Genomic DNA, 25,561 nt, shown 5'->3' on the forward strand with positions numbered 1-25,561 from the left:
TTAGTGCGGCAAATTCACAGCCACGATCAGCGATAGTTGCAACCATATGTTTTAATAAACAAATATCTTGCGGCACGCAATCTGCTTAAGTAATGGCATGGATTTATTCGTTTCGCCTTACTAAGGAGAGCGTCATGATCAAAAACAAATTGCTAAGCTCATTTATTCCTTCAGCCATTTCTTTGGCAGCGACGATATGGCGAATGCCGGTAATGTATTTAGGCCCACTCATGAGCAGTTTATTTACATGAGTGTAGCAATGAAAACATTCAGATTTCTGCTCATCATGGGAGCAGTGCTGTTCTTGAAGGCTGCACTTGCTGCCCCCCTTCCAAATGAGAATATTGAAGTAAAGGTGCAAATCACAGGAGAAACTGTGATTGTTGACCTTAGTCTTGTTGTCTTGGCAACTCGCCAGCAGGTTTGGGAAGTGCTTACTGATTTCGAACATATGTCCAGTTTTGTCTCCAATCTGAAAGAAAGCAAAGTGATTAGCACGTCCGGATTCGTGCAGAAAATATTTCAACGAGGTTCTGCGAGTTATGGGCCTATAGATTTTCCGTTTGAGTCGACACGCGAAATATTGCTAACACCACTCGACAAGATTCAGTCCCACATGATCAGCGGAAATATGCAAAAGATGGAAGGTACAACGCAATTAGTGGATGAAAATGGAAGTACCAGGATTATTTTTCACACAGAGAGCATCCCTGGACATTGGTTGCCACCGATAGCAGGGAGGCATTTCATTGAGCATGAAACTCGTGAACAATTTCAAGAAATTCGCGATGAGATTTTAAAGCGGAAATCATCATTGATTGCCTTGACCAACTGACTTTATCGACTCGGGACCGGTTGATTTGAGTTGGGCAGTTGTACAGGTGGAAATTGGCCAAAATAACGCCATTCGATGATGTTGAAAGCAATACAAAGTCATAAGCCAGCCGCTTTGAGTCAGTCGAGATCGAGAATTCGCAGGGCGTGAAGCCGCCACTCATTTTCTTCCGCACCGTGCCAGGAGCGGAAGGTCGAGGCCGCAACTGCCAATGAGTACTCCTCGGCCGTAGCGGACTGTCACCTCAGCCGGATTGGGCCAAATATGAGCGTCCACTTTGTGGCTTGCTGTTAATGTGGTGCTAATGCAGCTTCGTGACCAGCGGTCATTGCTACAGTATTATGCACATGAAGAGAAAAGGACACTCAACCTCATGCAAATCCAAACTATCGAAGAGCTTCTTCATCTGCCAGATGCAAGTTACTCAAATTATGTTATCCAATTACTAAAGAAACATAACTGCCTATCCCTATTTGATCGTCTCGATGATATGTTGATAAAGGCTGTAGACAAACAGGCTATCGACATTAGTCGTATTTGTACGATTAATCGTGCTGTGTTCGAAAAATACGCAAGTAATAGGCAGCGCTCAGTTTTATTGGCAAATAATTTCAATACAAGCATAGCTGCCGCCATCCACTCCAACGAAATTTCAACCGCAAAGGCTATATTTGCAGAAGGGATAGATTTTTGTTCAAGACATCAGCAATACCTTGCCGGAAAATCGATTTCCAAAAATTTCCTTCAATTATTCTCGTCGAAACATATAGCTCTTGATGAAATTCAGAGTTATCTTGCAAAAATATCGCGCTTCTACCAAAAGCTTGGAAAGCATGAGGATGCTATTGAAACATTATGTACAGCAGCAGTGAATTTTGCAGAGACATCTGCATACCAAGCTGGATATCGTGCAATATCTGATGCTCAAGAAATCTCTCAGAAGCATAATCTCATTCATTCACAACTAATAGTATTAGAAACACAGGGCATTGTTGCGCTTCTGGAAAATGATGTTCCATGCGCAGATGCTGAATTTACAAAATGTTTTTCCATCAACCAAAAACTCGGAACCCCCCCATCATTTCGACTAAGAGCAAATGCGGCATTTGTTAAGATGCGAATGAAAGACTATTTAACTGCAAAAGAAATATATCTGACACTAGTCAACGATGCGCTAGGCATAGAAGATTATTTTCGCGTTGCGCAGATCAGGACAAATCTTCTAATTTGTTACCGCGAACTAGGTGACACAGCGTCCCTTATACATCTACAACCTTTACTCCGAGAAAATCTCCATGATTGCAATCCTGAAACACGGACCGAAGCTTGGCTATCCTTAGCAAAGTCATATTTTAGAACTCAGAACCACCAGCAGGCTATTGAATGTCTCAATGAAGCATGCACTGATATCCAACATCAAATTGATCGTTATCAACGACTACATTACAGACGGGGTATTCGTGAAAAATACGTTAACCGTTTAGAAGGCTTGTTAAATGAAATTGAGGATTCAGGTCCCTCGAATAATGTACTAAATGCACTCGTATTGTGCAGCAGCAATGGTTTAGTTGACTGGCTTACTCTATTCGATTGGATAGACACCGTATTACAGTCAGGTGAAATTCCCGATGCAAAGAAAGAAGAGTTACTAAATAAGAAGGAGGCTGTTATTCGACACGGCGCACCATTTTCACAAGGGTTCAGAGAGAAATATGACGACCCGTTTGAAACCATTAACTGGGATGCTCAAACTCCAGAGCAACAATTCCAAGTGCAGCAGTTCGACTTGAGTCGGCCTTGGTCTGAATTTAATGAACTAACATCTGAATTATGTGAGGCATATGATATCCACTTGCCATTTAAGAATGCCGCGTTTAACCACGTTGTTGCCACAATTACTAAGCGTTTATCTTCTGGCGTAGCTTTTCTTTTTTCATCCGTCAATGATGAAGCTTGTCTTTTAACACTTGTTGTAAATGACCGCTATTACCGTTTTAGTCTTTCTAGAACTTCCTCATTTGAATACTTTAAGTCCTTATATCTTTATCAAAGAAGGGAGATTTCCAGAAACGATTTTATTAAACGACAAATGGAACTGGAAACAAGCTTAAGTCCAACTGGTTTGAAGATATTATCAATTCTTGAATCGTGTAATTTTTCTGAACTTGTATATATTCCTGATTATTTATCAGAAGGGCTACCAATTTTCTCATCCATAATTCGTAGCGATATTCTTCGTAAGCGCATAAAGCAAGGTGCGCTTAAGTTTAGAACCACCCCAGCACTTAAAGAAGGGAAGCCGAATTTGAATTCTAGGAATTCGATACTTTTTGTATTTAATAGCGAAGATAATTTGAAATTAGCACAGGCGGAAAAAACGAATATCACAGATGTTTTTGGTGATCAAAGTTTTTCAGAAATCGATCTCCGGTTAACAAATATTGATTTTGATAATTCACCTGCCAATATTTCGTCCATACTGCATTTGGCCTCACACAGCATGCCAGCCAATAATTTTACCGATCCACTTTTTGTGTCAACTTCGAACGAATTGGGAAAAAATGGTATTGATCTCGAATCAATACAGAGAGCAAGCTCGAATCTACAGTTTTCTTTAGTTGTGTTGAATGGATGCAATACCGGGACCACGAGTGAAAGAAACCATTACAAGACATTTACCACAAATGAAAGGGTCGGTCTTTCTTCAGTATTTTTGCTCAACCGACAATGTACAGTCGTAGGCACTCAATGGAATGAGGCAGAAATAGTCGGCTATATATTTTCTTCGCTGTTTTATACACGACTTCAAAATCAACATGACATCGCTCAGACATTTGCACTTGCGCTAACTGACTTGTATGAATTAAATAGAGAGGCTGCTATTTCCTTATTGAATAGAATCCCAGATGAAGAATTAAGACACAAGCACTCCACAAACTTGCAGCATGCCAATGCTCAATACCCTTTTAGAAGTACCTATGTCTTGGGCATGTTTCAGTGTCATAGCCTCCTAATGTGACAAATTGAATACGTTCCAATTCAGGTATGAAATGCTCTCTCTCAGTTGGGTAATATTATTGTCCGCTAGCAGCATGACACATAGCGGACGCTCATAGTTAGCTCAATCCGAACTGAAGCGACGGTCTGCTAAGGCCGAGAAGTGTGCCTTCATTGAAATCCTCTTGACGGTCTGCTTTAGATTGAGAAGAGAAGGTCAGCATTGCATTCACTGCCCGATAGCGGCCGGTCGTCGCAGACAGCAACGGGTTAATTCCCGCAGGTCGCGACCGTCTACTTTGGGCAACTCAATTCCCAGCGGATCACTCCTCCTCGATTCAACCATTTTTTCTGTGACTTAAATTTCGTTTTATCCAGTTACATCAGGCCTTATAAAACTGCACCAACCCCGCCCCATAGCTTTGTGCCTCCCGCATCAAGGTAAGTCAGATAAGCCCGCAAATCGAATTCCAGTTGCGGATAATCCGGTTCCATACGCTGGCAGAGTTGGTAGAACGCCTTATCATGCTGACGTTCCTTCATGTGCGCCAGTTCGTGCACCACGATCATGCGCAAAAACGCCAGCGGCATTTCCCTGAACACCGTCGCAATGCGTATCTCGCGTTTGGCCTTGAGGTTGGTCCCATGCACCCGCGAGATGCTGGTATGGATGCCAAGTGCATTGCTGATGACATGCAGCTTGCTGTCAAACGCAACCTTGCTCAGTTGTCCTGCGTTGCGCAGATATTTGTTTTTGATTTCTGAAACGTAGTCATAAAGCGCCTTGTCCGTGCGTACGTCGTGCGCCAGCGGATATTTCTGCCGCAACAGCTCAGCCAGTCGATCTTGCTCGATCAACAGTCGAACCTGGGCGGCCAGTGCGACTGGATAGCCTGCTAGATAATTCGGTGGCGGCTTCGGGCGCATGAACTAATTCTCCGGGAGGAATACAGGGAATCTTTTCTGGTTATTGCACGAAGCAGAGCTGGCGCTTTTTGCAAAGCTGGACAGCCTCACCCGATATAGGAAAGAACGGCAAGTTCGCTTCCGCCAAACATGAAGCCGGCGACTTCGCGCATGCCCATTTTTTCGTGGGCGCGCAGTGATGCCGGGTTATCGCGCCGGATAAAGAGAATGCCCTCGCGCCCCGGCACCAGGCGCCGCAACTCCGAGAACATCGCTTGTGCGAGTCCTTTGCCGCGTTCTTCGGCACTCACGCAGATCGGGCCATAGACATAGGCATCGGCCGTGCCCGGATACGCGGCGAGCATTGCGTTGATGATGGGAACATCAGCGTTCATTGCGCGTGTGCTGGTCATGAGATAACCCGTAATGCGATCACCGCGGCGCGCAACGATCAACGGCATCTCGCGCATCATCACGTCGATTCTTGAATACGGGAGACAGGTGGAAAGCGTGCCCCCGCGGTCGGGTTGGTTTTCCGCCTGGAGGGCGACAATACCGCCCAGGTCGTTTTCGGATGCGAGACCAATGCCTGCCTCGATTTTTGTCATGACTTATTTTTCCGCCGCATAACTGCGGTTCATATGGCAGATTCGAACGATAAGCATATTAAACGTCCGATCGGTCCGCCCGTAACACGCATTGCTAGTTGCCACGGGTTGCTCGCCAATTCACTATCTCACTTGCCATCATCGGACGAGCGATGGCATAACCTTGTCCCAACTCACATCCCATATCAAGCAACATTTGGTATTGCGCGTCAGTTTCTATTCCCTCAGCCACGGTCTGTCTCTCAAAAGCCTGCGCCAACGCAATAATGCCCTGAACAATGGCTCTGTCGCCCTTGTCCTCAAGCATATCCCGCACGAATGATTGGTCTATCTTGAGTACGTCCACCGGCAGTCCGCTCAAGTAACTCAGCGAAGAATAGCCCGTCCCAAAATCATCCAGCGCAAACCCAACCCCTAATTCATGGCATGCACCAATGATTTCCCGAACGATATTGATGTCATTCAACGCCACCGTTTCGAGCACTTCGATCTGCAGCTTGCCGAACGGCATATCGGGATAGCGTCCGAGCTGTTCCTTCAGTTTCTCGACGAACCCCGGGAACTCCAGGTGGTAGCCGGAGATGTTGATGCTGATCTCGATGTCGATTCCCTGTTTTCGCCATTGATCGATTTGGTCGAGAGCGGTAGCAGTCACCCATTGCCCGATCTCGATGTCGAGGCCGGTATTTTCGATGTAGCGCATAAATTCGGCAGGGGAAAGCAGCCCACGCTCAGGATGCCGCCAACGGATCAGACCTTCCACCCCCACCAATTCTTTGGTCCGCAGGTTGATCTTGGGTTGGTAATGCAATTCAAATTGGTTATGTTCCAGCGCATGGCGGATACTTTTCAGGAATTCATTCTGATCCCGGGCACGCCGATCCAGAGAAACATCGTAGATATGGAACCGATTTTTGCCGGATTGCTTGGCGATATACATGGCTTGATCAGCATGCCGCAACAGCGTGTCCGGGTCCTCGTCGTCCATTGGATAGATACTGACCCCGATACTGGCACTGACCGAAACAGACCTGTCTTTGACCAGGATAGGTTGAGAGATGGAAGCAAGCAAGCGTTCCAGCGTTGCCACGCATTCTTCGCCCTTGCTCAGCCCCAGCAGCAAGATCACGAATTCATCCCCACCCAAACGTGCACTTGTATCTCCCCCGCGTATGGTGTTGCCAATGCGCCTGGCAATCTCGACCAATACTTCATCTCCCGCCTGATGCCCCAAGGTGTCATTGATGGGCTTGAATCCATCGAGATCAAGGTAGCAAAGGGCCATCATGTTTTGTTCGCGTGATGTCTGGGCGATGGCTTGCTTCATCCGATCAGCCAGCATAATTCGATTGGGAATTCCCGTCAGAGAGTCAAAATGAGCAATACGATTCAGTTCTGCTTCATGTTCCTTGAGGTTGCTGATATCGGAAAAAACCGCAACATGCCGCAGAACCTTGCCCTCAGCGTCGCACAGGACGGAAATCGATAAAATCTCGGGATAGATTTCCCCATTCTTGCGCCGGTTCCAAATCTCGCCGCGCCAAGACTTGTTCATCTTCAGGTCTTGCCACATTGCTTCATAAAATTCTTTGCCTTGATTCCCTGAACTGAGCAGCTTGGGGTTCTTGCCAATCACCTCTTCGCTTCTGTAGCCCGTAATAAGACTGAAGGCCGGATTGACATCGATGATAATATTTTCAGCATCGGTGATGAATATCCCTTCCTGACTGATATCGAACACACTGGCGGTAATACGAAGATTCTCTTCTGCACGCTTGCGCTCGGTGATATCAATGAAAGTGGCTATCGCACCCTGTATGACATTTTCACTCTTGATAGGTTGTGACCAGTATTCAACGGGTATGGGAACGCCGTCTTTAGACCAGAACACCTCGTCGTCAACCCGTATGTTCAGATTTTGGCGATAGGCTTTGTACATCTTGCATTCCCGTGAGGGATAGGGGCTTCCATCGGCATGTGAATGATGGATAAGTCCATGTATATGTTTGCCGACGACTTCATCTGCGCTTTGGTAACCGAGAATACGCAAAAACGATTGGTTCACAAATGTACAGTATCCATTCAAGTCGACACCGTATGCCCCCTCTGCCATCGAATTGAGCAGAGATGCCATTTTCTGATGCGCATCATTCAGTTTTGCTTCAGACTGTGTGCGTTCGGTAATATCGCTGAATGTGCCAACATAATTCGTGACCTTGCCATCGCTGTCTTTAATCGCGGTGATAATGACGTGCGCCGGAAAATCTCCCCCGTCTTTTCGCCGGTTCCAGATATCCCCTTCCCACGTGCCATTTTTAGAGATGGCATCCCACATGGAGGAAAAGAAATCAGCGTTGTGTCTGCCTGAATTGAGTATATTCGGATCCTGCCCCACAGCTTCTTCGGCGGCGAAACCGGTGATGGCGCTGAAAGCCCGGTTCACGCGCAGAATTTCGTTGCTTGCATTTGTGACCAGGATTCCCTCATCCGACTCAAAGGCTGACGCAGCTATGCGCAGATTGATTTCGTTTAATTTTTTCTCTTCACTGAAGGCGAACAACAGAAGCATGTAAAGCCCTGCGGATCCGCATCCCAGGTTCAAGAGGTAGAAAACATGCCTGACCCAATCGGGCAATTGGGGTACATTTCCAGATACGTAATCGTCAATAAGTACCGATACCAGAATTAACGCAAGGTACATGAGGAACCACATCATGGCGGTTCTCTTGCCCGTAAACATGAGTGCGGCAACGGGCGCGAAAATCGCCCATATCATCACCATGCTGCCTGCCGAAAATCCACCCAGGGACCACATTAGAAGAAACGGCAACAGCAGTACCAAAACCAGCTGGCTGTACTGAATAAACTGCGTTTCCTTGGTCTTGAAGAAATAAGTCAGACTGATCGCGGAGATGATCGCGTAGGACAGAGGGATCGAACCGGATAGAAAATGCCCCAACAGGCAATAGATCACCCCCCAGATGAAAGCCGCCGGCCCTATGATCAACGGCACCAATGTTAATGCGACTTTCTTGAGCCGCAAGTCAGCATTATCCGTCGGAAGAAAACTCTGTCTGACAAACTGGTCCAGCCGTTTTTTTATAAATGCCATTTTTATACGGATCGTGATAAACGTTTACGATATAAACTGGTCATTTCGTCCAGGGAAATGCACCATTGGCATATGGTCGAGCTTTAATATTTTTCAATACCAAAAATCCGCGTTCCTCTCCCTTCAGTAATGGGCAAAATACGAACCGCCAAGGGCCCTGCTCAGTACTGAACAGGTGCAATTTGCTGATACACCTTCAATTCGCAAAATCATCAAGCCGCGTGAATTTTGAATTTTCAACACAACAAGCCTTGGCGGCCTGCAACCGCGATCAATTCAAGGAACCAACAACTCAGATAGCGGGAGTCGGTTTCTTTTTGGGCTTCTTTACTTCCTTGTTTTTTCTTTGCTGACCTTTTGCCATGACTATTCTCCTCGTGAAGTTGAATTTGCATAGTAATACGAACTGAAAGAGCATGGGGCAAGTAAAATAATGCCGACTCTTTCAATAAAAATATACCGGAGTCGAGTCGTTTTCACCATCCTTATAAATTCCAATCACCAGATTCTCTGTCTGACATGCGATCCAGTCTCTCAATCCTGAATTTCCGGCATACTTGCACATCTGTTGAACAGGTCATTGGAGAACACAAGTGACTGAACAAACCTTTCAGGGTATCGAGTTGCTGCCCGAAACCGGGACCGCAAAGCAGCTCTTCATTTTGTTGCATGGTGTCGGTGCAAGACCTTCCGATCTGCTGCCGCTGTCGAGCAAACTGAAAAAAGTATTTCCAGATGCCGCGTTCCTGCTTCCGGAAGGAACTTATCCGCTCGATGGCGGCGGCCCCGGTCGGCAATGGTTCTCCATTAGAGGTGTGACCGAAGCAAATCGGGTAGCGCGGGTCGCCGAGGCCATGCCGGGGCTGCATGCGCTGGTGAAACAATCCCAGGATCGCTTCAACGTTTTGCAGTCGGACACGGCACTGGTCGGTTTTTCCCAGGGTGCGATCATGGCCCTGGAATTCAGCATCGTTCATGACGGCGGAGTGGGCAGAGTCCTTGCATTCTCGGGCCGCTTTGCGCAACTTCCCGAAAAAGCGCCCGAATTGACGACCCTGCACTTGCTGCACGGGGAGAATGATCCGGTGATTCCTGTTTTTCATGCAGAGGTTGCTTTTGCAAGACTCACGGATTTGGACGGCGATGCCACACTGGATATCGCATCAACTGTGGGGCACGAGATCAACGCGGTACTCGCAAATTGTGCCATTCAACGCCTGCAGACCTGCATCCCGTTGCGCAGCTGGAAGAAGGCATTGGAAGGCATTTGACGCAAAACGATCATGAATACCAATCCGGTCAACGCAACAGCCATATCTCCCTGGGCGCCATTGCGGCACAAGATCTTCCGCATGCTGTGGATCGCTTCGGTCGTCTCCAATATCGGCACCTGGATGCACGAAGTAGGGGCTGGCTGGCTCATGACTTCGCTCTCGCCCACTCCGTTGATGGTGGCGCTGGTACAGGCGGCCACGTCAGCCCCCGTGTTTCTGCTGGCACTGCCGGCGGGAGCGCTGGCCGACATTGTCGACCGGCGTCGCTACCTGATCGCATCGCAAATATGGATGCTGTTTGCTGCAGGTACGCTGGGCGTACTCACACTGGCGGGGATCACGACCGCACCGATCCTGCTGGCCTTCACTTTCGCGCTGGGCATAGGCACCGCGATGATGATGCCGGCTTGGGGGGCAATAACGCCGGAACTGGTAGCGCGCCCGGAACTGCCCGCAGCCATCGGTTTGAACACGATAGGGATGAACCTCTCCCGCTCCGTCGGCCCGGCGCTGGCCGGATTGATCGTTGCCGCTGCCGGGTCGGGCGTGGTCTTCATTCTGAACGCGCTCTCCTTTCTTGCCGTCATTGCGGCGTTGCTGAAATGGCAGCGCACACCAAAACAAAGCGAGCTGCCTGCCGAACGCGTCATCGGAGCGATACGTGCCGGGTTGCGCTATGCGCGCCATTCGCCCGAATTGCGTGCGGTGCTCACCCGCGGTGCCGCATTCTTTGTATTCGCCAGCGCCTCCTGGGCCCTGCTGCCGCTGATCGTGAGACAGGAACTCAAGCGGGGTCCCAGCACCTACGGACTCTTTCTGGCTTGTCTGGGCATAGGCGCGATTGGCGGTGCGTTGCTGCTGCCCCGTCTGCTTGCCCGCCTGTCGCGCGACAGGATCGTGGCCGGTGCCACCGGGCTTTATGCCATCGCCATGCTGGCGCTGGCACATAGCGGCAATGTGTTCGCGGCCGGAGTAGCAATGCTGCTGACGGGCCTTGCGTGGATTTGCGTCGTATCGTCATTGATGACGGCCGCCCAGACCGCCTTGCCGGGCTGGGTACGGGCACGCGGCCTGGCGCTCTTCTGGGTCGTCTTCACGGGCGGCATGGCGGCAGGCAGCGCGATTTGGGGCCAGGTCGCGACATGGATCGGAATTCCTTATGCACTCACGGCATCTGCTGCCGGTGCCTTGCTCGGCATCGCCGCGACATGGAAATACCGCATCGGACGGCACGACGCTGATGATCGTTCGCTATCCGTGCACTGGCCGCCCCCGATGCCGATCGAAGAAGTCGAAAGTGACCGGGGACCGGTCATGGTGACTGTGGAATATCGCATCGATCTGTCCAGAGTTGCCGAATTCAGCAGCCTCATGCAGGAAGTGCGCAGGATCAGGCGGCGCGACGGCGCTTTCATGTGGGAACTGTTCAGCGACACTGAACAGCCGGACCGGATGGTGGAATGCTTCATGGTCGAATCATGGCTGGAGCATTTGCGCCAGCATGAACGGGCAACGGTGGCAGATCGTGAAGTGACCGAAAAGGCACGCTCGTTCCATCTGGACAGCGAACTTCCCAAGGTGACGCACATGGTCGCTGCACTGAACTGACCGCCCGGGCAGCCGGTCACCATGGTCTATTTGTTCTGGCTCCGGCGGCTGGCTGCCCAGCCAACCAGGGTCAACAGTGCCAGGCCGCAACCAATGAGAAGTATTCCCGTCATTTCGCTCAACTTGAATTCTTCTCCCATCATCACACGCGAAGAAATGATCGCCACTACCGGCGTTCCAAGCACCGACAGGCTGGCTTCCCATGCAGGCACCCGGTCGAGGATGATGATCCACAGCCACCAGCCCATGGCTGTGCTGATCACGGACATGAAGGCAAGGATGCCGACATAGGCCGCCGACCAGTCCGTGGCACGTTCCGGGATCACAAGCGCCAGCAGCACCAGCGGCACCGATCCCAGCAGCATTTGCCAGGTGGTCAATGAAAGCAAGTCGACCTTTTGCCGCGAACGCAGGCGCTTGACCAGAACGGTGCCGATGGCCCAGCACAATGCCGCCATCACACCCAGGAATTTGCTGAACAGACTGGTGTGCATGTTCCACGGCTCGATAATCAGCAGCAAGCCGGTCAGCGTACTCAGGGCGGCCAGCCACTGCTTGCCGCGGATGCGCTCTCCCAGAACCGGCCACGCGATGAGCAGCGTCCAGATCGGCATGGTAAAGATCAGCACCGCGGTCTTGCCCGGGCCGCCTTCCACCAGCGCCCAGGTCTGGAACAGCATGAATCCCGTCACCTGCGCCAGCCCGATGGCAAGGGTCGGGCCGGGAGCCTGCAATTTGAGAGGCTTGCCCTTGAGTTTGACCGCCAACAGCAAAGCCAACGCGCCCACGACACAACGCTCTGCCGCAAAAGCAAAGGGAGGCGCATAAGTCAGCGCCTGCTTCGCCAGCACCCAGGTGTATCCCCAGGTGACGGAAAGAACAAAAAGAGCCAACGGCAATAGCCAGCGTTCACGGGAATGGGAAGACGACATGAGATATTAATTGCGCAGAAAATCGGTTAAAAATACATGATACCTGACCGTGGCTCGCACCATCCGGTATCGCCTGGTATGGCGTTACAAATGCTATCCGGCGCGCTCCCGACTCAAGCGTATGGCAATCGCAAGCTGCCGCGCCTCCTCTTCCTTGAGCGTGTCACTGATCTCGCGCATGACACTGTTCAAGTCCACCGGTTTCTCAACGCGCTCAAAATGCCCCGTCAGCAGACTCTCCGGACTAAGCTGGCTGCTCTGATAGAGCGACCATATCTCGTTGCCGTAATCCGTGGTCAGCAGTTCCGGGGCAAATTGACCGAAGTAATTGGCCAGGTTCGCAACATCCCGCAGCAGCATCTGATGGGCGTGATTGTTGGCAGCCGCGTCGATCGCCTGGGGCAGATCGATGATGACGGGGCCAACACTGTCCACCAGCACGTTGAATTCGGACAGGTCGCCGTGAATGATCCCGGCACACAGCATGCGCACCACCTGCGTGATCAGGATGCGGTGGTATTCGCGCGCCACTTCAGCCGTCAGCACCAGATCGTTGAGCCGGGGCGCGGCGTTGCCTTCGCTATCCGTCAGCAGTTCCATCAGCAGCACGCCTTCATGGAAGTTGTACGGTTTGGGTACGCGCACTCCGGCGGCGGCAAGACGGTACAGGGCATCCACTTCGGCATTCTGCCAGGCTTCTTCCTGCGCTTTGCGCCCGTAGCTGGTGCCTTTTTCCATGGCGCGAGCACGGCGGCTGTTCTTGACTTTGCGGCCTTCGGTGTAATCCGTGCTCTGGCGAAAACTGCGCTTGTTGGCTTCCTTGTAAACTTTAGCGCAACGAACCTCATCGCCGCAGCGCACCACGTAGACCGTGGCTTCCTTGCCGCTCATGAGCTGGCGGACGACCTCGTCGACCAGGCCATCCTCGACCAGTGCCTGCAGTCTTTTCGGTGTCTTCATCCGCGCTTTCTAAGTGGGTTCAATAGTGACGAAAGGCCGTTGTGATCGAGTTCCTGCATCAACGCCAACAGTCTTCCGATCTCGCCGGGCGGAAAGCCTTTGCGCGCAAACCAGTTCAGGTAATTCCCCGGCAAGTCGGCAATCACCCTGCCCTTGTACTTGCCATAAGGCATGACGCGGGTAAGCAAAAGTTCCAGATGTTCTGTATTCATCGTTGCCTGCCGGATCTAGAACCGTTCATACGGCATCAGATAGCGCCATTGCCCTGCCTGCAATTTGGCCATGGACACGCGCCCGATCCGGATCCGTTTCATGGACGACACCTGCAGCCCGACGCTTTTACACATATGCGCGATCTGGCCCGGTTTCACACCCTTGAGCGCAAAGCGCAACCTGGTCTCATTTTGCCAGCTGACTTTGACCGGGGGCAAAGGTTTGCCATTGAAAGTGAGCCCGTGGTTGAGCAGCTTGAGCCCTTCGGCAGGCAATTCGCCCGCGACTTCCACGACATATTCCTGCTCGATCGTGGCACCATCGTCAGTCAGCTTGCGCGTCACCCGATAGTCTTGCGTGTATACCGACAAACCGCTCGCATTCGTCTCCAATGGCACGCACGGGACCAAGCGGACAAAGTGTTGCTTGAGCAAATGGATGCCGGAATGATCCTCAAGCGCACGCGTTTCTGCGCGAATCAGTTGCTGAGCGGAGCTGATGCTCATGTCCGTATCGGCGGCTTGGTGAAACAGGATCGTCACCGGCGCAACGGGAACGAGAGTCGCCTCGGGATGCAGTTCGACCTTCTGCTGCGACACCATGAACTGCGGTTCTTCCACCACCAGCCCGTCCACCGTCACCCAGCCTCCCGCGATATAAAGCTCGGCCTCACGGCGTGAACAGGGTACTGATTCGGCAAGGCGTTTGGCGAGACGGACCGGCTCTTTCATGTGTGTTGCTGCGTGAAAACAGGAAACCGCATTGTAAACGCTCAGGTCTGCCCAACCTCTGTAAAATCAGCACATGGACACCAATAAAAAAACAGCCAATCTTCCGAACCTGGACGGCATTACCCTTGAAATGATTGTTACCAGGCTATCCGAGAGCATGGGCTGGGAAGCGATGGCAGCGGCTGTGCCGGTGCGCTGTTTTACGCATGATCCCAGCATCAAATCCAGCTTGAAATTTTTGCGCAGGACGCCGTGGGCACGAAAACGGGTGGAAGAACTGTATTTGCTGCACGTCAGCGTTCCAATCAAGGCGTAACTGCGCGGCACCTGAACACCGGCGAAGCTACGTCTGACATTATTGTTAACGCGGTGACTTGTGCATTAATTCAGCAGTACTCAACAGGCCTATATCTCATTAATCGCAAGAGATCGCGACGGGGATAGACCGGCAGAAACTCCACCGCACGATCCCTGGATTGCCGAAGGCGTGGAAACCGCAGAACTGCGCGGATGCCAGACATATCATGGATATCTCTTTGCCAAGCCCAAGCCTATAGACGAACTGGAAAATAAATTGGCCGAACTGCTCGCGCTCCGGATCGTCACCCCGGCTTGAAAAAGCCGTGCCTCTGCGTTCAGCCGATTTGAGTTCCAACTCGGATTGAGTGTGATAGAAATCAGCCTTCTATCGCCCTGATCTTCTGCACTGTCTCTTCGATCACATCCTCGCTCAGGCCGAAAGCCTTGGAGATCAGGTCGCGGTGCTCTTCGATCAACCCCAGTACGGCATTGACCGTGGTGCAGGATTGAATCTCCGCCTTGATGGCCATGATCTTGGCCAGATCGAATATTCCCGGTGTCTTGTCGCCGCTCTTGAGCGCGTTTTCGATGATGCTGGTGATTTCTTCTTTGTTCATGCTTTCCCTGTCCGTGTGTTAAACCCAATAAACATGCGTTGATGCTGCGATCAACGCCGGCATTTTATATTGATTGGTCGTTGCATGGATGATCCTTCACGACCGATTGAATCTCGAACGTACATTTCAGCGCGGATATGCTGGCAAGAAAATATCGCCTAGCGCCCCTTTGAACCGGGCGGTGCGGCACGCAGGTACTGGTGCGGCCAGGTAGCCTCCTGCCCCAACGCCTGGGCGGCAGCCAGCGGCCAGTAAGGGTTGCGCAGGATCTCACGGCCGAGCAGCACGATATCGGCCTGCCCCGAACGGATGATGTGATCGGCCTGCGCCGGCGAGGTGATCAGGCCGACGGCAGCCGTGGCGATACCGGCTTCGTGCCGCACCCGCGCGGCAAATTCGGTTTGAAAACCCGGACCGGCAGGTATCTTCGCCGTAGGCACGAGGCCTGCGGATGAGACGTCCACCAGATCGACTCCCAGTCCTTTCAGGATACGGCACAGTTCGACCGTCTCGTCCGCATTCCAGCCGCCGTCGACCCAGTCGGTCGCAGACAGGCGGATCATCAGGGGAAGTCGCTCGGGCCATTCCGCGCGGACCGCCTCGACCACTTCACGCACCAGACGGGTACGGTTCTCGAAACTGCCGCCGTAGGCATCCTTGCGCTGGTTGGAAAGCGGGGACAGGAATTGGTGCAGCAGGTAGCCGTGTGCGGCATGGATCTCCGCTGTCTGGAATCCGGCTTCGCATGCACGGCGCGCACCCGCCGCAAAATTCGCGATCACCCCGGGAATAGCGGCCGTATCGAGTTCACCCGGTACGGCATAACCGGGGCCGAAAGCCACAGGCGACGGCGCCACCGTCTTCCAGCCTCCGTCGGCCTCGCTCAGTGTGCTCTGCGCCTGCCAACCCAGCCCGACGCTTGCCTTGCGACCGGCGTGCGCCAACTGTATTGCGGCCACGCAGCCCTGCTGCTGTGCAAAGCGTGCGATGCGCGACAAAGGTTCGATATGCCTGTCATCCCAGATGCCCATATCCCCGAGGCTGATCCGCCCTTCCGGTGTCACGGCCGTCGCCTCGACGATCATCAGCGCGGCACCGCCCACGGCGCGGCTGCCGTAATGCACGAAATGCCAGTCGGTCGCCATGCCGTCATGGGCGGAGTATTGGCACATGGGCGGGATGCCGATGCGGCTGGAGAGGACGATACCTCGCAACTTGAGGGGTTCGAACAGGTGAGCCATGTCAATTCCTGGAAAATGAAATATTGAAAAACTTTACCATACTGCAGAAAATTCCTTATGCCGTCGCCACGCGACGTGATGGAAACATGGATACGCTCACACCCCCCAGCACCAGCAGGCCGCCGACCAGTTGCGTCGGGGTCGGCAGCGTGCCGAGGAAGCCGCCGACCAGCATGGCGAACACCGGAACGAGATTCAGGAAGATCGCAGCGCGCGCTGCTCCCAAACGTGCGATACCGACGCCCCAGAACAGATAGGCCAGTACTGTGCCGCCGACGACCATGACGGCCATCGCAATTGCAGCCTTGCCATCAAGCGGGCTCATGTGGGTTCCGCTATCGAGCGCGGCAAGAACCAGCAAGATGGCGCCTGCCGCCATGACCCAGCTGGTGTGCACGATGGGTGAGCCTTGTGGCATGTAACGGCGAACGAGGACGTTATACATCGCCCAGGACAGATCGGCGACCAGCATCAACAGGTCGCCCTGTGCAAAACTCAGCGACTGCAGCTTGTGCATATCGCCCTGCGAAATGACCACCGCCACGCCGATCAGCGCCAGCGGCAGTGCGACCAGATGCCGGGTCGCCAGCCGCTCGCCCAGGAACGCCACTGCCAGCAAGGCGGTGAGCAAGGGATTGGTCGCCATGATCAGCGAGGCGCTGTTAGCCGAGGTGGTACGAAGCGCATAGAAGAAGAACAGGTTGAAGCCGCAGATACCGACCGCCCCCAGCAGCAGATAGATCCCCGCATGCCGCTTCAGCGGCGCCAGGAGTTTCTCGCGGCGGGCTAGGGCGACGATGAACATCAGCGCGGCGCCCAGCACGAAGCGTACGGCTGCCGCCCATAATGGGGGCAGATCGGCAAGAATCGGCCCGGCCAGTACAAAATTGGCTCCCCAGAAAAATGCTGAAGCCGTCACAAGCAGATAGACAGTAGAGATTCTCATGGTCGTTTCCAGTAAGATTGTTCGATGTGGCACGACTCTAATGGCAGCAATGGCCGGTCACAAGCTAGACTTTTTTGAAGGCCCGTTAAGGAAAACTAATGGCACGTCACCTTCCTCCGCTCAATGCCCTGCGATTCTTCGAGGTTGCCGCGCGGCACCGCTCGTTTGTCCGTGCGGCGGAAGAATTGCATGTCACCCCGGCGGCGGTCAGCCAGCAGATCAAATTGCTCGAGGACCATCTCGGCGTCACCTTGTTCAAGCGCGGCAAGACGCTGGTCGTGAACGAGGCCGCTACCGATGCGCTGAATCTGGTTTCGGACGCGTTCGACCAGCTCGAGCGCGCGATGCTGAGGGTGCGTTCCGGCAGTATCGCCGGGCCGCTGACGGTGTCGGCACCGCCGGTGTTTGCCGCGCGTTGGCTGGTCCCGCGCCTGGGAGACTTTTACGCGCGCTACCCCGACGTGGAGATCCACCTGCTGGCCACCAAGCGCGTCGTGGATTTTTCGATGGAAGAAGTCGACATGGCGATCCGCTTCGGCAGCGACATGCATCCCGGACTGAGCGTGGAACGCCTGATGCCGGAGATGATCGTTCCGGTGGCCGCACCCAGGTTGGCGAGATCCGTCAAAAAGCCGTCCGACCTGGCGTGCGCCAAACTCATCGAGGATGATTGGCATGTCATGCGCGGCGTTTTCCCGGAATGGGAAACATTGCTTGCCTCCCTCGGTGTTGCCGGCGCTCCGCTGAATATCCGGCGCTTCGGCGATACGGACCTGGCGCTTCAGGCTGCAGTCACGGGACTGGGCGTCACCCTGGCATGGCATAGCCTGGTGGCAGACGACATCAGGTCACGCAAGTTGGTGCAAATACTGGATCACAGCATCCCCACCGATCTCAGCTTCCAGTTGGTGATGCCGAAAAACAAGATCATGTTGAACAAGGTGGCCGCATTCAGGTCGTGGTTGTTTGAACAGGCAGGCTTACAGGGGAAAACGGAAGAATGAATCAACGGCAATTCGATTACATCATCATCGGCGCGGGCAGTGCCGGTTGTCTATTGGCCAAACGGCTGACGGAGAATCCCGATACCAGGGTCTTGCTGCTGGAGGCCGGCAAGCGGGACAACTATATCTGGATCCACGTTCCCGTCGGCTACCTGTACTGCATCGACAATCCGAGGACCGATTGGCGCTTCAGGACGACGGAAGAGCCCGGTCTGAATGGGCGGTCCCTGATCTATCCGAGAGGAAAGGTGCTGGGCGGTTCCTCTTCCATCAACGGCATGATCTACATGCGCGGACAGGATGCCGATTACGAGCGCTGGGTTAACGAGACCGGCGATTCCGCCTGGTCATGGCCCGAGGCGCTCAAGCGCTACAAGAAGTTCGAGGATTATCACGGCGGCGATAACGAATGGCATCGCCAGGGTGGAGAATGGCGCGTCGAAAGACAGCGCCTGAAATGGGAGATACTGGAAGTCTTCCGGCATGCCTCCAAAGAAGCGGGCATCCCGTTCTCGGACGACTTCAATCGCGGCGATAACTTCGGCGTGGGTTATTTCGATGTGAATCAGCGTTCCGGCTGGCGCCTGAACACGTCTCGCGCCTTTCTGAAAGAAGCCGCAAAGAGACCGAATCTGACGTTACGGACCGGCGCACTGGTCAAGCAGCTGAAGATCGATCCGGCAACCAGGCGCTGTCTTGGCGTCGAATACATACAGGATGGCAGCGTCCATCTGGCAGAGGCCGGGAAAGAGGTGCTGCTGACCGCAGGTTCGATCGGCAGCGTGCAGATACTGGAACGATCGGGCATCGGCTCCGCGCAACGCCTGGATCGCTTGGGCATCCAGGTGCACAGCGATCTACCCGGTGTTGGCGAGAACCTGCAGGACCATTTGCAGCTGCGGATGGTCTATCGTGTCAACGGCATCACCACCCTGAACACCAAGGCCAATTCCTTGTGGGGGAAAGCCATGATCGGGCTGGAGTACCTGATGAAACGTTCCGGCCCCATGGCGATGGCACCGTCGCAATTGGGAGCGTTCGCCTTCACCTCACCCGACCAGGCACGGGCCAATGTGGAGTATCACGTGCAGCCCTTGTCGCTGGAAAAATTTGGTGAACCGCTGCACAGCTTCAATGCCTTCACGGCCAGCGTCTGCAACCTGCGCCCCACCTCGCGCGGAAGCGTCCATATCACTTCAACCGATATCGATGCCGCCCCGGAGATCAAGCCCAATTATCTGTCCACCGAGGAGGACTGCCGGGTCGCTGCCGAGTCGCTGCGATTGACCAGGAGGATACTGGCCAGTCCCGCCTTCAAGCCGTATGCGCCGGAAGAATACAAACCCGGCAACCAGCATCAAACCGACCAGCAACTGGTCAAGGCGGCTGGGGATATCGGCACCACGATCTTTCATCCCGTCGGCACCTGCAAGATGGGACGCACCGATGACCCGACGTCCGTGCTGGATTCCGAACTCCGCGTGAAGGGAATCGGTGGCTTGCGCGTCGTCGATGCCTCTGCGATGCCCTATATCACCTCGGGCAATACCGCGGCGCCCACGATGATGATCGCCGAGCGGGTAGCTGAACTGTTGAATGGTGATTTGCAGTAAGCAGCAGCGGGACATCTAGGAATAGTTATTGCGGAAACCAACAGTAGTCCGATTTGGCTTGTACTGCGCGCGGTGAACGCTGTGATCGCTTTGTTATCGAGCGCGCTTTTGGTTACTGCAGTCTGAAGTGGTGGAAATCCTGTTTGAGCCGGAACTGCTTGAGCATGAGACCCAGCTACTCCCAAAATCTTTTGATGCCGAATGCAAAGCACGCATAGTGGCGCTTGGCTGTTTTGATTCCTTGGTGGCAGCAGTATTGCGGGTGGCGATTTCAGAAGAAATTGCTTCGCCTGAATTGAGTGAAACTGCACTGAGTCTCTACTATGAACTCCAACCCCTGCTCAGGGAGAGGTTGGGATTCGCACCGTTTTATCCGGCACTGTTTTCCTCGATAGACAAGAGGCGTAAGCGTTGGGTCTATCTGTAGCCAAACCAGAGAATGGACGTGATTGTTTTTTGGCCAGGTGTTCAGGCTTATACTGAAAGCCATGCAACTGTTGGCGACATCAATACTCTTGTCGACGACGGTTCGACTACGCAGTCAGAGCATTGGCGAAACTCTTGAGAAGCCGCTTCTGTCCATACGCCGTCAGCGTACCGCTCTGTCATGCTTTCATTGGTACCTGCCATGTGTGGCTATCTCGTTTGATAGTGCATAGGCCACTATCTAGACCGAATGGCATATTGACACTCTTCTTGGCTAGATTACTGTCGCGCACATTGTTCACGTCACAGGGAGTGCAGAATGAATATGTGGAGGCAGAAACATGGAATTTCCAATGAATTTCTATTCTCTGATCTTAAAGAGATTGCTCGATTTACGAAAACTCTTGCCCTGTATTTTTTTATCATTATGAGCGGAGGGATGTCAGTAATCGGCACTGTTAGTGCAACTACAGTCACTCAGCCACAATACCCAACTAATCTCTACTATTGTTACAATTTGGGGGAGAATACTTGTACTGACATGTCTCCCTCTCAAACAGAAACTGCTTCCTTGTCCGCTTTTGCTGCTTGGTGTCTTAATAATAACGTGACTGGACCTGATCCTTCCTCTCACACGGGGCAAATAGTTACTCTAGGGACTATGCTTTTTCAAAGTATCCCTTCAGTTGGTAAAGGTGCTTACGTTTGTATGGAAAGGATGGATTACGAAAACGGCTGGTTATGGAGTGCATATTATGCATTGCCTATTGGTAATCTTGTTTGTCCAAGTAATACTGTTTTGGACCCCACTGGCAATTTTTGTGTAACGCAGCAAAACCTTACCATCACCCTCTCAGGCAGTAGCGAAGTCGAGCCATCCAATGGCTCAACGATCAACACCCTGCCGTTCATCGCCACCGTTATTGATCAAAATACCGGTCAACCGACTACAAACCCAGTCAACGTGCACATCAGCCTCAAAGTTGATCCAACCAGTGGCGGACACGACCACGGCGACAGCACACGACCCAGAGGCGGTATTGCTGAAGTGCAGACTTGCACTTCGGATGCAGAATGCTGGTCGAATTCAACAGCCAACGGTGCGGTGGTGTTTAACTTCAACCCGACGGATGCATCCGGTACGCATACCATCACGGCTACTTGCGATGGATGCAGTAATACTGCAACGGCGAATGTGGATGTGAAGGTTGATGGACTTTGGCCGATACCGGACTCTGGATATTATGCGTTAACTGAAGACGGTAGTTCTAAAGTCATCGGTAGTACGACAGATCATGTCTATAACCATTACCTGACCACTGCAGCATCAATGAAACTTTGGCGATTAGCCGCTGATTTTTATAATTATCAGATACAGAATGGCGTGAAGACTCCAATACTGCTGCATTTAAACGATGGCAGTCTGAAATGGGGTGGTATTTTTGATCTTGATACGGATTGGGATGAGCCACATGCAGAACATAGACGCGGTATTGTCATTGATGTGCGCGCGAATTCTAATCCAGGAGCCATTCCAGCAGCAGATTATGCTGCTTTCAAACAAATGGCAAAACAGTTAAAAGTGGACCCTTATTTTGAAGGGGATTCTACAGGTCAACATTTCCACTTACGCTTGCTAAATAAAAGGGGATGAAAATGCGTTCATTATTTTGTGTAGTTTGTGCATTCATGGTTTCTTCAATTTTTGCTTTGCAAGCTTCTGGGGCTACTGGTGAAAGTATTGTTCTTGATCCCAATACAGGGGATTATAAAATTACTTACCTTGGAACAGGGAGTCTCGGAAACAAGAAAGTCAAACCATTGCGTACAACAACATTTGTCCCTGCCACGAAAATAAATCCAGTCATTGGGTCTACTTTCATACTGCGAGAAGATAATGTTGTTTATTCCTATCGTGTGAGAAATGGCTCTACCAGCCGACAATCTTTGGCTTCATTCTTATTTGATCCTGTAAGCGATATTGTTTCAGCAGTACCTTTGCCTAAACGCAATGAGGATGTCGATATTAATACAATTGCGCAGATTGACGATATTGGAAAAAATTCCCTTACTACACCCCATGGCTGGTATGGGAGTGTCACAACAAGTGATGCAGTTGGATTGCGCATTGGCTGGATGTTTGCATCTTTGAATTCGCCTAATGCGGGGTTAATTGCAGGTTCAACACAAAACGGATTTGGGTATTCAAGTAAAAATATTCCGGGAATTGTAATGGCACAATTTAGCGGACATTCTCCAATACTTGGTTTTGTTGATGAGGGACCAAGTGGAGAAATCGCAAACCAACTGGAAAATCTAACGCAAAATGATTTTGTGACTCGATACGCAGCTGTTCCCACTATCGCTGCTCCGATACCCTTCGATGCTGCAGTTCTTCTCGATAGTATCCATACGCAAATGCTCACTTGGACTGGCATGCAATTACTTGATCCTGCTTTTGCCTCCCAGTTGGATCGTTACATAGTTGCCGCAGCCAATGCCTATCGCAGCAACCAACCTAAAGTCGGAAAAGAAGATATTGAATCTGTGCGCAAGCTGTTGGAACACGAACACAACTACTTGGACCACGATGAAGAAGATCACGAAGATACAGCCGAACACAAAGCGGCTACACGTTTAACCATCGACCGCCTAGCAGCACGGGTTTTGGACTTCGATTTGAGGTATGTACTCAAGCGAATGGAGCATGAACACGAATATGAAGTGGGTGATAGAGGGAAAGAGCGGAATTAATCCCTGATTGCACTTTGGGCGGCGGGCATCAATCTTTGCTTTAGTGCGTACAGTTGCTCGTCCGCCGAGATTCTGTCACTTCAACACAAAAACAGGAAAATGAACTGCCGAGAAGCCTTACCTTCCCCCTCTCAGACGGCAGCGAAGTCGGGCCATCCATTTGCTCGACGATCAACACCCTGCCATTCATCGCCACCGTTATTGACCAGAATACCGGACAAACAAGCACAAATCCGGTCACGGTGTACATCAGTCTCAAAGTTGATCTTACCAGCGTGCACGACCACGGCGGCGGCACATCAGGATGCCCACTATCTGCTTTCCGCACACAGACTCTCGCAAGGGATGCCGTTGTGATTTCCGTCCAGTGTCTTCACACCGCAACGCGTGAAGTAGAAGTTCGCCTCGTCGCATGAGCTCATTTGCGAACAGCGCCGCTTCTTGCCGCATTCCAGGTCGTACAACATCACGGGAGTCGCCTGATGGAAGATGCTGCCCTGCCGGGCTGGCAGGACAGGTCTGACAGAGGGGTGCTGCTTGCGCCACTGCCAGGGCGGCTGCGGGCTGTTCCGCGACCAGAGCCCGCGCCGCTCATGTTGAGCCTCGCTCTGCAAGCCGATGTAGGTTTTATCGGTGTGATAGTGCGAATACTCCCACGCCATGCCGCGTCGCACCTGCTCCTGGTTGACGTTGCGTCCTTCCACCGAGATGAAACCGACAGTGCGCCCGTATTGATCGACGGCCCGGCTGTCGATCTGCACCTGTTTCTTCCCCACCATTTCCAGCAGAGAATCGCGCGATTGCTTGCCGAAAGGCTGGTCTTTTTCCGGTGCATCGATATCGGCCAGGCGTATCCTGATTTTTTGGCCGTCGCGCAACCCCCGCAAGGGGGACGCCGGTGGGGACCCGGCAGCTTCGCCGCCACCCTCCCGCAGGACCATCACAGTATCGCCATCCATCACGACGATCACCCTGGCGCTGAAAGTCTCTGCCTGTGCGCCCAGCGCAAGGCAGCAACACAGCGCGATGAGCGCTTTCATATAAAACTCTTGATCGCCGCCAGACACAGCAGGGTGTATCCCGCCGCAAGGATGTCGTCGAACATCACGCCCAGGCCGCCGTGCCAGGTCTGGTCAAAATGACGGATGGGCTGCGGTTTGACGATATCGAAGAACCGGAACAACAGGAACGCGAGCAACTGCCAGGCCAAGCCCTCCGGCGTAAAGAAGAGTACCAGCACGAACGCGACGATCTCATCCCACACGATGCCGCCGTAGTCTGACACGCCCAGCGCCTTGCCCGTCTTGTCGCACACCCACACACCGAAGGCGAAAGCCCAGATCAGCACCAGTATGAACAACGCGTCGGTCAGGCGCGGCGCAAGATACCAATACATGGGGAAGGCGATCAGCGTGCCTGCCGTGCCGGGCGCGCGCGGAGAAAGACCCGCGCCGAAACCGAAGGAAAGAAAATGCGCCGGATGGCTGAACAGGAAGCGCCAGTCCGGCTGGAATTTCAGTTGGTCATGCGAAGTGGTCATAGCCGCTTTCCTTTATTTTCATCACGCTGCCGTCCGCTGCGCGCACTGTGCAACCTTGTGCCGCACTGATACTGCCGATGCGCGTGAGCGGCAGTTGCAGTTTTGCCGCAACCGCATCAATCTCGCTGCGCTTCGCGGCGGATGCGGTAAAACACAATTCGTAATCATCGCCGCCGGACAGGACGCAATGCCGCAACAGCGCATCATCAATGCCGTGCGTTTCAACTGCCGGAATGGCAGCGAACGCGATCTCCGCACCGACCTGCGAGCATTCCAGAATATGCCCGAGATCGGCAAGCAAGCCGTCGGAAATATCGATGGCACTGTTGGCGATATCGCGCAAGGCCAACCCCAGCGCGACACGTGGCCGGGGTTGATGCAAGGCTGCAAGGCAGGAAAGACGGGCATTTTCAGGCAGTGCAAACCGGCCCTGCAGGTGTGCCAGCCCCAATGCAGCCTTGCCCAATGTTCCGGACACCCAGATGTCATCACCGGCGTTGGCGCCGCTGCGGCGCAATGCCCGACCCCGCGGCACCTCGCCCATGATGGTCACGCTCAGGTTCAGGGGGCCGCGTGTGGTGTCGCCGCCAACGAGTTCCACGCCATACTCATCGGCCAAGGCGAAGAAGCCCTCGCTGAGCCGCCGCAGCCAGTTCTCGTCGGCACCCGGTAAAGCCAGGGCCAGCGTCGCCCAGCGCGGGACTGCGCCCATAGCCGCCAGATCGGAGAGATTAACCGCGAGCGTCTTGTGGCCCAACAGGAATGGATCGGCATCGGGGAAAAAGTGCGTGCCGCTGACCAGCATGTCGGTGGAGACTGCCAGCTCCATGCCCTCCGCGACGCGGAGCAGTGCGGCATCGTCGCCCACGCCGAGGATCGCATTCGGCGCGGGACGGGTGAAATAGCGCTGGATGAGATCGAATTCCGACAAGGCGGCTCCGATG

Annotated in this window: 24 protein-coding genes; 11 read left to right on the plus strand and 13 right to left on the minus strand. The window is 53.0% G+C overall.

Features of this window, described 5'->3' with window-relative positions; genetic code table 11:
• The first annotated feature begins 259 nt into the window (after positions 1-259).
• Together QOY30_RS14040 and QOY30_RS14045 are read left to right on the plus strand one after the other, a co-directional pair.
• Entirely contained in the window at positions 260-835 is a 576-nt protein-coding gene (locus QOY30_RS14040) for an SRPBCC family protein (protein WP_283745238.1), read from the plus strand.
• Between the two features lie 373 nt (positions 836-1,208).
• A complete protein-coding gene (locus QOY30_RS14045; protein ID WP_283745239.1) occupies positions 1,209-3,854 on the plus strand; it encodes a CHAT domain-containing tetratricopeptide repeat protein in 2,646 nt (881 codons plus the stop codon).
• Between the two features lie 368 nt (positions 3,855-4,222).
• On the opposite strand, the gene QOY30_RS14050 is transcribed toward QOY30_RS14045, so the two are convergent.
• From QOY30_RS14050 to QOY30_RS14060, 3 genes are all read right to left on the minus strand, one after another.
• A complete protein-coding gene (locus QOY30_RS14050; RefSeq protein WP_283745240.1) occupies positions 4,223-4,759 on the minus strand; it encodes a M48 metallopeptidase family protein in 537 nt (178 codons plus the stop codon).
• A gap of 86 nt (positions 4,760-4,845) precedes the next feature.
• Complete coding sequence (locus tag QOY30_RS14055) at positions 4,846-5,346, minus strand: GNAT family N-acetyltransferase (RefSeq protein ID WP_283745241.1); 501 nt, start codon at positions 5,344-5,346, stop codon at positions 4,846-4,848.
• Positions 5,347-5,440: 94 nt separating this feature from the next.
• On the minus strand, positions 5,441-8,458 hold the full coding sequence (locus QOY30_RS14060) for a sensor domain-containing protein (RefSeq protein ID WP_283745242.1): 3,018 nt from the start codon (positions 8,456-8,458) through the stop codon (positions 5,441-5,443).
• Between the two features lie 593 nt (positions 8,459-9,051).
• Here QOY30_RS14060 and ypfH point away from each other — a divergent pair.
• Entirely contained in the window at positions 9,052-9,729 is a 678-nt protein-coding gene (gene ypfH, locus QOY30_RS14065) for an esterase (RefSeq protein WP_283745243.1), read from the plus strand.
• Positions 9,730-9,741: 12 nt separating this feature from the next.
• Positions 9,742-11,340 carry an MFS transporter gene (locus QOY30_RS14070; RefSeq protein WP_283745244.1) on the plus strand — a complete coding sequence of 533 codons (1,599 nt, stop codon included), beginning with the start codon at positions 9,742-9,744 and terminating at the stop codon, positions 11,338-11,340.
• 26 nt (positions 11,341-11,366) lie between these two features.
• Here the strand turns inward: QOY30_RS14070 and QOY30_RS14075 are convergent, their stop codons facing one another.
• The 4 genes from QOY30_RS14075 to QOY30_RS14090 all read right to left on the minus strand — a co-directional run bounded on the left by QOY30_RS14075 (position 11,367) and on the right by QOY30_RS14090 (position 14,176).
• Positions 11,367-12,272, minus strand: a complete 906-nt coding sequence (locus tag QOY30_RS14075; protein WP_283745245.1) for a DMT family transporter — start codon at positions 12,270-12,272, stop codon at positions 11,367-11,369.
• A gap of 93 nt (positions 12,273-12,365) precedes the next feature.
• On the minus strand, positions 12,366-13,232 hold the full coding sequence (locus tag QOY30_RS14080) for a PA4780 family RIO1-like protein kinase (RefSeq protein ID WP_283745246.1): 867 nt from the start codon (positions 13,230-13,232) through the stop codon (positions 12,366-12,368).
• A complete protein-coding gene (locus QOY30_RS14085; protein WP_283745247.1) occupies positions 13,229-13,444 on the minus strand; it encodes a DUF3820 family protein in 216 nt (71 codons plus the stop codon). The genes QOY30_RS14080 and QOY30_RS14085 overlap by 4 nt, the downstream gene beginning before the upstream one ends.
• Positions 13,445-13,459: 15 nt before the next feature.
• Positions 13,460-14,176 (minus strand): rRNA pseudouridine synthase, encoded by a 717-nt coding sequence (locus QOY30_RS14090; protein WP_283745248.1) that lies wholly within the window; start codon positions 14,174-14,176, stop codon positions 13,460-13,462.
• Positions 14,177-14,249: 73 nt separating this feature from the next.
• Here QOY30_RS14090 and QOY30_RS14095 point away from each other — a divergent pair, with 73 nt between their 5' ends.
• Both QOY30_RS14095 and QOY30_RS14100 read left to right on the plus strand, forming a co-directional pair.
• The gene (locus QOY30_RS14095) at positions 14,250-14,492 is read left to right on the plus strand and encodes a VF530 family protein (protein ID WP_283745249.1); all 243 of its coding nucleotides are present in this window, start codon (positions 14,250-14,252) and stop codon (positions 14,490-14,492) included.
• A gap of 171 nt (positions 14,493-14,663) precedes the next feature.
• Positions 14,664-14,792 carry a hypothetical protein gene (locus tag QOY30_RS14100; protein WP_283745250.1) on the plus strand — a complete coding sequence of 43 codons (129 nt, stop codon included), beginning with the start codon at positions 14,664-14,666 and terminating at the stop codon, positions 14,790-14,792.
• A 61-nt stretch (positions 14,793-14,853) separates the two neighbouring features.
• Here QOY30_RS14100 and QOY30_RS14105 read toward each other — a convergent pair whose 3' ends face one another.
• The 3 genes from QOY30_RS14105 to QOY30_RS14115 form a co-directional block, all read right to left on the minus strand.
• The gene (locus tag QOY30_RS14105) at positions 14,854-15,093 is read right to left on the minus strand and encodes a hypothetical protein (RefSeq protein WP_283745251.1); all 240 of its coding nucleotides are present in this window, start codon (positions 15,091-15,093) and stop codon (positions 14,854-14,856) included.
• Between the two features lie 158 nt (positions 15,094-15,251).
• Entirely contained in the window at positions 15,252-16,334 is a 1,083-nt protein-coding gene (locus tag QOY30_RS14110) for an NADH:flavin oxidoreductase/NADH oxidase (protein ID WP_283745252.1), read from the minus strand.
• Between the two features lie 55 nt (positions 16,335-16,389).
• Entirely contained in the window at positions 16,390-17,280 is an 891-nt protein-coding gene (locus QOY30_RS14115; protein ID WP_283745253.1) for a DMT family transporter, read from the minus strand.
• Between the two features lie 98 nt (positions 17,281-17,378).
• Between QOY30_RS14115 and gcvA the strand changes: the two genes are divergently transcribed.
• From gcvA to QOY30_RS14140, 5 genes are all read left to right on the plus strand, one after another.
• A complete protein-coding gene (gcvA, locus tag QOY30_RS14120) occupies positions 17,379-18,284 on the plus strand; it encodes a transcriptional regulator GcvA (protein WP_283745254.1) in 906 nt (301 codons plus the stop codon).
• Positions 18,281-19,897, plus strand: coding sequence for a GMC family oxidoreductase (locus QOY30_RS14125; RefSeq protein WP_283745255.1), 1,617 nt, complete (start codon positions 18,281-18,283; stop codon positions 19,895-19,897). Before gcvA ends, QOY30_RS14125 begins: the two co-directional genes overlap by 4 nt.
• A gap of 127 nt (positions 19,898-20,024) precedes the next feature.
• Positions 20,025-20,324 (plus strand): hypothetical protein, encoded by a 300-nt coding sequence (locus tag QOY30_RS14130; RefSeq protein WP_283745256.1) that lies wholly within the window; start codon positions 20,025-20,027, stop codon positions 20,322-20,324.
• 318 nt (positions 20,325-20,642) lie between these two features.
• The gene (locus QOY30_RS14135) at positions 20,643-21,977 is read left to right on the plus strand and encodes a hypothetical protein (protein WP_283745257.1); all 1,335 of its coding nucleotides are present in this window, start codon (positions 20,643-20,645) and stop codon (positions 21,975-21,977) included.
• Between the two features lie 2 nt (positions 21,978-21,979).
• The gene (locus tag QOY30_RS14140) at positions 21,980-23,077 is read left to right on the plus strand and encodes a hypothetical protein (RefSeq protein ID WP_283745258.1); all 1,098 of its coding nucleotides are present in this window, start codon (positions 21,980-21,982) and stop codon (positions 23,075-23,077) included.
• Between the two features lie 311 nt (positions 23,078-23,388).
• On the opposite strand, the gene QOY30_RS14145 is transcribed toward QOY30_RS14140, so the two are convergent.
• The 3 genes from QOY30_RS14145 to thiL are packed head-to-tail and all read right to left on the minus strand — an operon-like array spanning position 23,389 to position 25,548.
• Positions 23,389-24,117, minus strand: a complete 729-nt coding sequence (locus tag QOY30_RS14145) for a thermonuclease family protein (RefSeq protein WP_283745259.1) — start codon at positions 24,115-24,117, stop codon at positions 23,389-23,391.
• Entirely contained in the window at positions 24,114-24,617 is a 504-nt protein-coding gene (locus QOY30_RS14150) for a phosphatidylglycerophosphatase A family protein (protein WP_283745260.1), read from the minus strand. Before QOY30_RS14150 ends, QOY30_RS14145 begins: the two co-directional genes overlap by 4 nt.
• Positions 24,601-25,548, minus strand: a complete 948-nt coding sequence (thiL, locus tag QOY30_RS14155) for a thiamine-phosphate kinase (protein WP_283745261.1) — start codon at positions 25,546-25,548, stop codon at positions 24,601-24,603. Before thiL ends, QOY30_RS14150 begins: the two co-directional genes overlap by 17 nt.
• Between the last annotated feature and the right edge of the window lie 13 nt (positions 25,549-25,561).

The organism is Sideroxydans sp. CL21 (genome assembly GCF_902459525.1).
In the GTDB taxonomy this organism is placed as follows: Bacteria; Pseudomonadota; Gammaproteobacteria; order Burkholderiales; family Gallionellaceae; genus Sideroxyarcus.

What these genes read in the sequence shown, in the direction of transcription:
- QOY30_RS14140 (WP_283745258.1), top strand. Translation starts at nt 21,980, where the DNA reads ATGCGTTCATTATTTTGTGTAGTTTGTGCATTCATGGTTTCTTCAATT.
- QOY30_RS14105 (WP_283745251.1), bottom strand. Translation starts at nt 15,093, where the DNA reads ATGAACAAAGAAGAAATCACCAGCATCATCGAAAACGCGCTCAAGAGC.
- QOY30_RS14050 (WP_283745240.1), bottom strand. Translation starts at nt 4,759, where the DNA reads ATGCGCCCGAAGCCGCCACCGAATTATCTAGCAGGCTATCCAGTCGCA.
- QOY30_RS14135 (WP_283745257.1), top strand. Translation starts at nt 20,643, where the DNA reads ATGAATATGTGGAGGCAGAAACATGGAATTTCCAATGAATTTCTATTC.
- QOY30_RS14145 (WP_283745259.1), bottom strand. Translation starts at nt 24,117, where the DNA reads ATGAAAGCGCTCATCGCGCTGTGTTGCTGCCTTGCGCTGGGCGCACAG.
- QOY30_RS14055 (WP_283745241.1), bottom strand. Translation starts at nt 5,346, where the DNA reads ATGACAAAAATCGAGGCAGGCATTGGTCTCGCATCCGAAAACGACCTG.
- QOY30_RS14070 (WP_283745244.1), top strand. Translation starts at nt 9,742, where the DNA reads ATGAATACCAATCCGGTCAACGCAACAGCCATATCTCCCTGGGCGCCA.
- QOY30_RS14085 (WP_283745247.1), bottom strand. Translation starts at nt 13,444, where the DNA reads ATGAATACAGAACATCTGGAACTTTTGCTTACCCGCGTCATGCCTTAT.
- QOY30_RS14110 (WP_283745252.1), bottom strand. Translation starts at nt 16,334, where the DNA reads ATGGCTCACCTGTTCGAACCCCTCAAGTTGCGAGGTATCGTCCTCTCC.
- QOY30_RS14125 (WP_283745255.1), top strand. Translation starts at nt 18,281, where the DNA reads ATGAATCAACGGCAATTCGATTACATCATCATCGGCGCGGGCAGTGCC.
- QOY30_RS14090 (WP_283745248.1), bottom strand. Translation starts at nt 14,176, where the DNA reads ATGAAAGAGCCGGTCCGTCTCGCCAAACGCCTTGCCGAATCAGTACCC.
- QOY30_RS14060 (WP_283745242.1), bottom strand. Translation starts at nt 8,458, where the DNA reads ATGGCATTTATAAAAAAACGGCTGGACCAGTTTGTCAGACAGAGTTTT.
- QOY30_RS14115 (WP_283745253.1), bottom strand. Translation starts at nt 17,280, where the DNA reads ATGAGAATCTCTACTGTCTATCTGCTTGTGACGGCTTCAGCATTTTTC.
- QOY30_RS14095 (WP_283745249.1), top strand. Translation starts at nt 14,250, where the DNA reads ATGGACACCAATAAAAAAACAGCCAATCTTCCGAACCTGGACGGCATT.
- QOY30_RS14045 (WP_283745239.1), top strand. Translation starts at nt 1,209, where the DNA reads ATGCAAATCCAAACTATCGAAGAGCTTCTTCATCTGCCAGATGCAAGT.
- QOY30_RS14080 (WP_283745246.1), bottom strand. Translation starts at nt 13,232, where the DNA reads ATGAAGACACCGAAAAGACTGCAGGCACTGGTCGAGGATGGCCTGGTC.
- QOY30_RS14040 (WP_283745238.1), top strand. Translation starts at nt 260, where the DNA reads ATGAAAACATTCAGATTTCTGCTCATCATGGGAGCAGTGCTGTTCTTG.
- QOY30_RS14150 (WP_283745260.1), bottom strand. Translation starts at nt 24,617, where the DNA reads ATGACCACTTCGCATGACCAACTGAAATTCCAGCCGGACTGGCGCTTC.
- gcvA (WP_283745254.1), top strand. Translation starts at nt 17,379, where the DNA reads ATGGCACGTCACCTTCCTCCGCTCAATGCCCTGCGATTCTTCGAGGTT.
- QOY30_RS14075 (WP_283745245.1), bottom strand. Translation starts at nt 12,272, where the DNA reads ATGTCGTCTTCCCATTCCCGTGAACGCTGGCTATTGCCGTTGGCTCTT.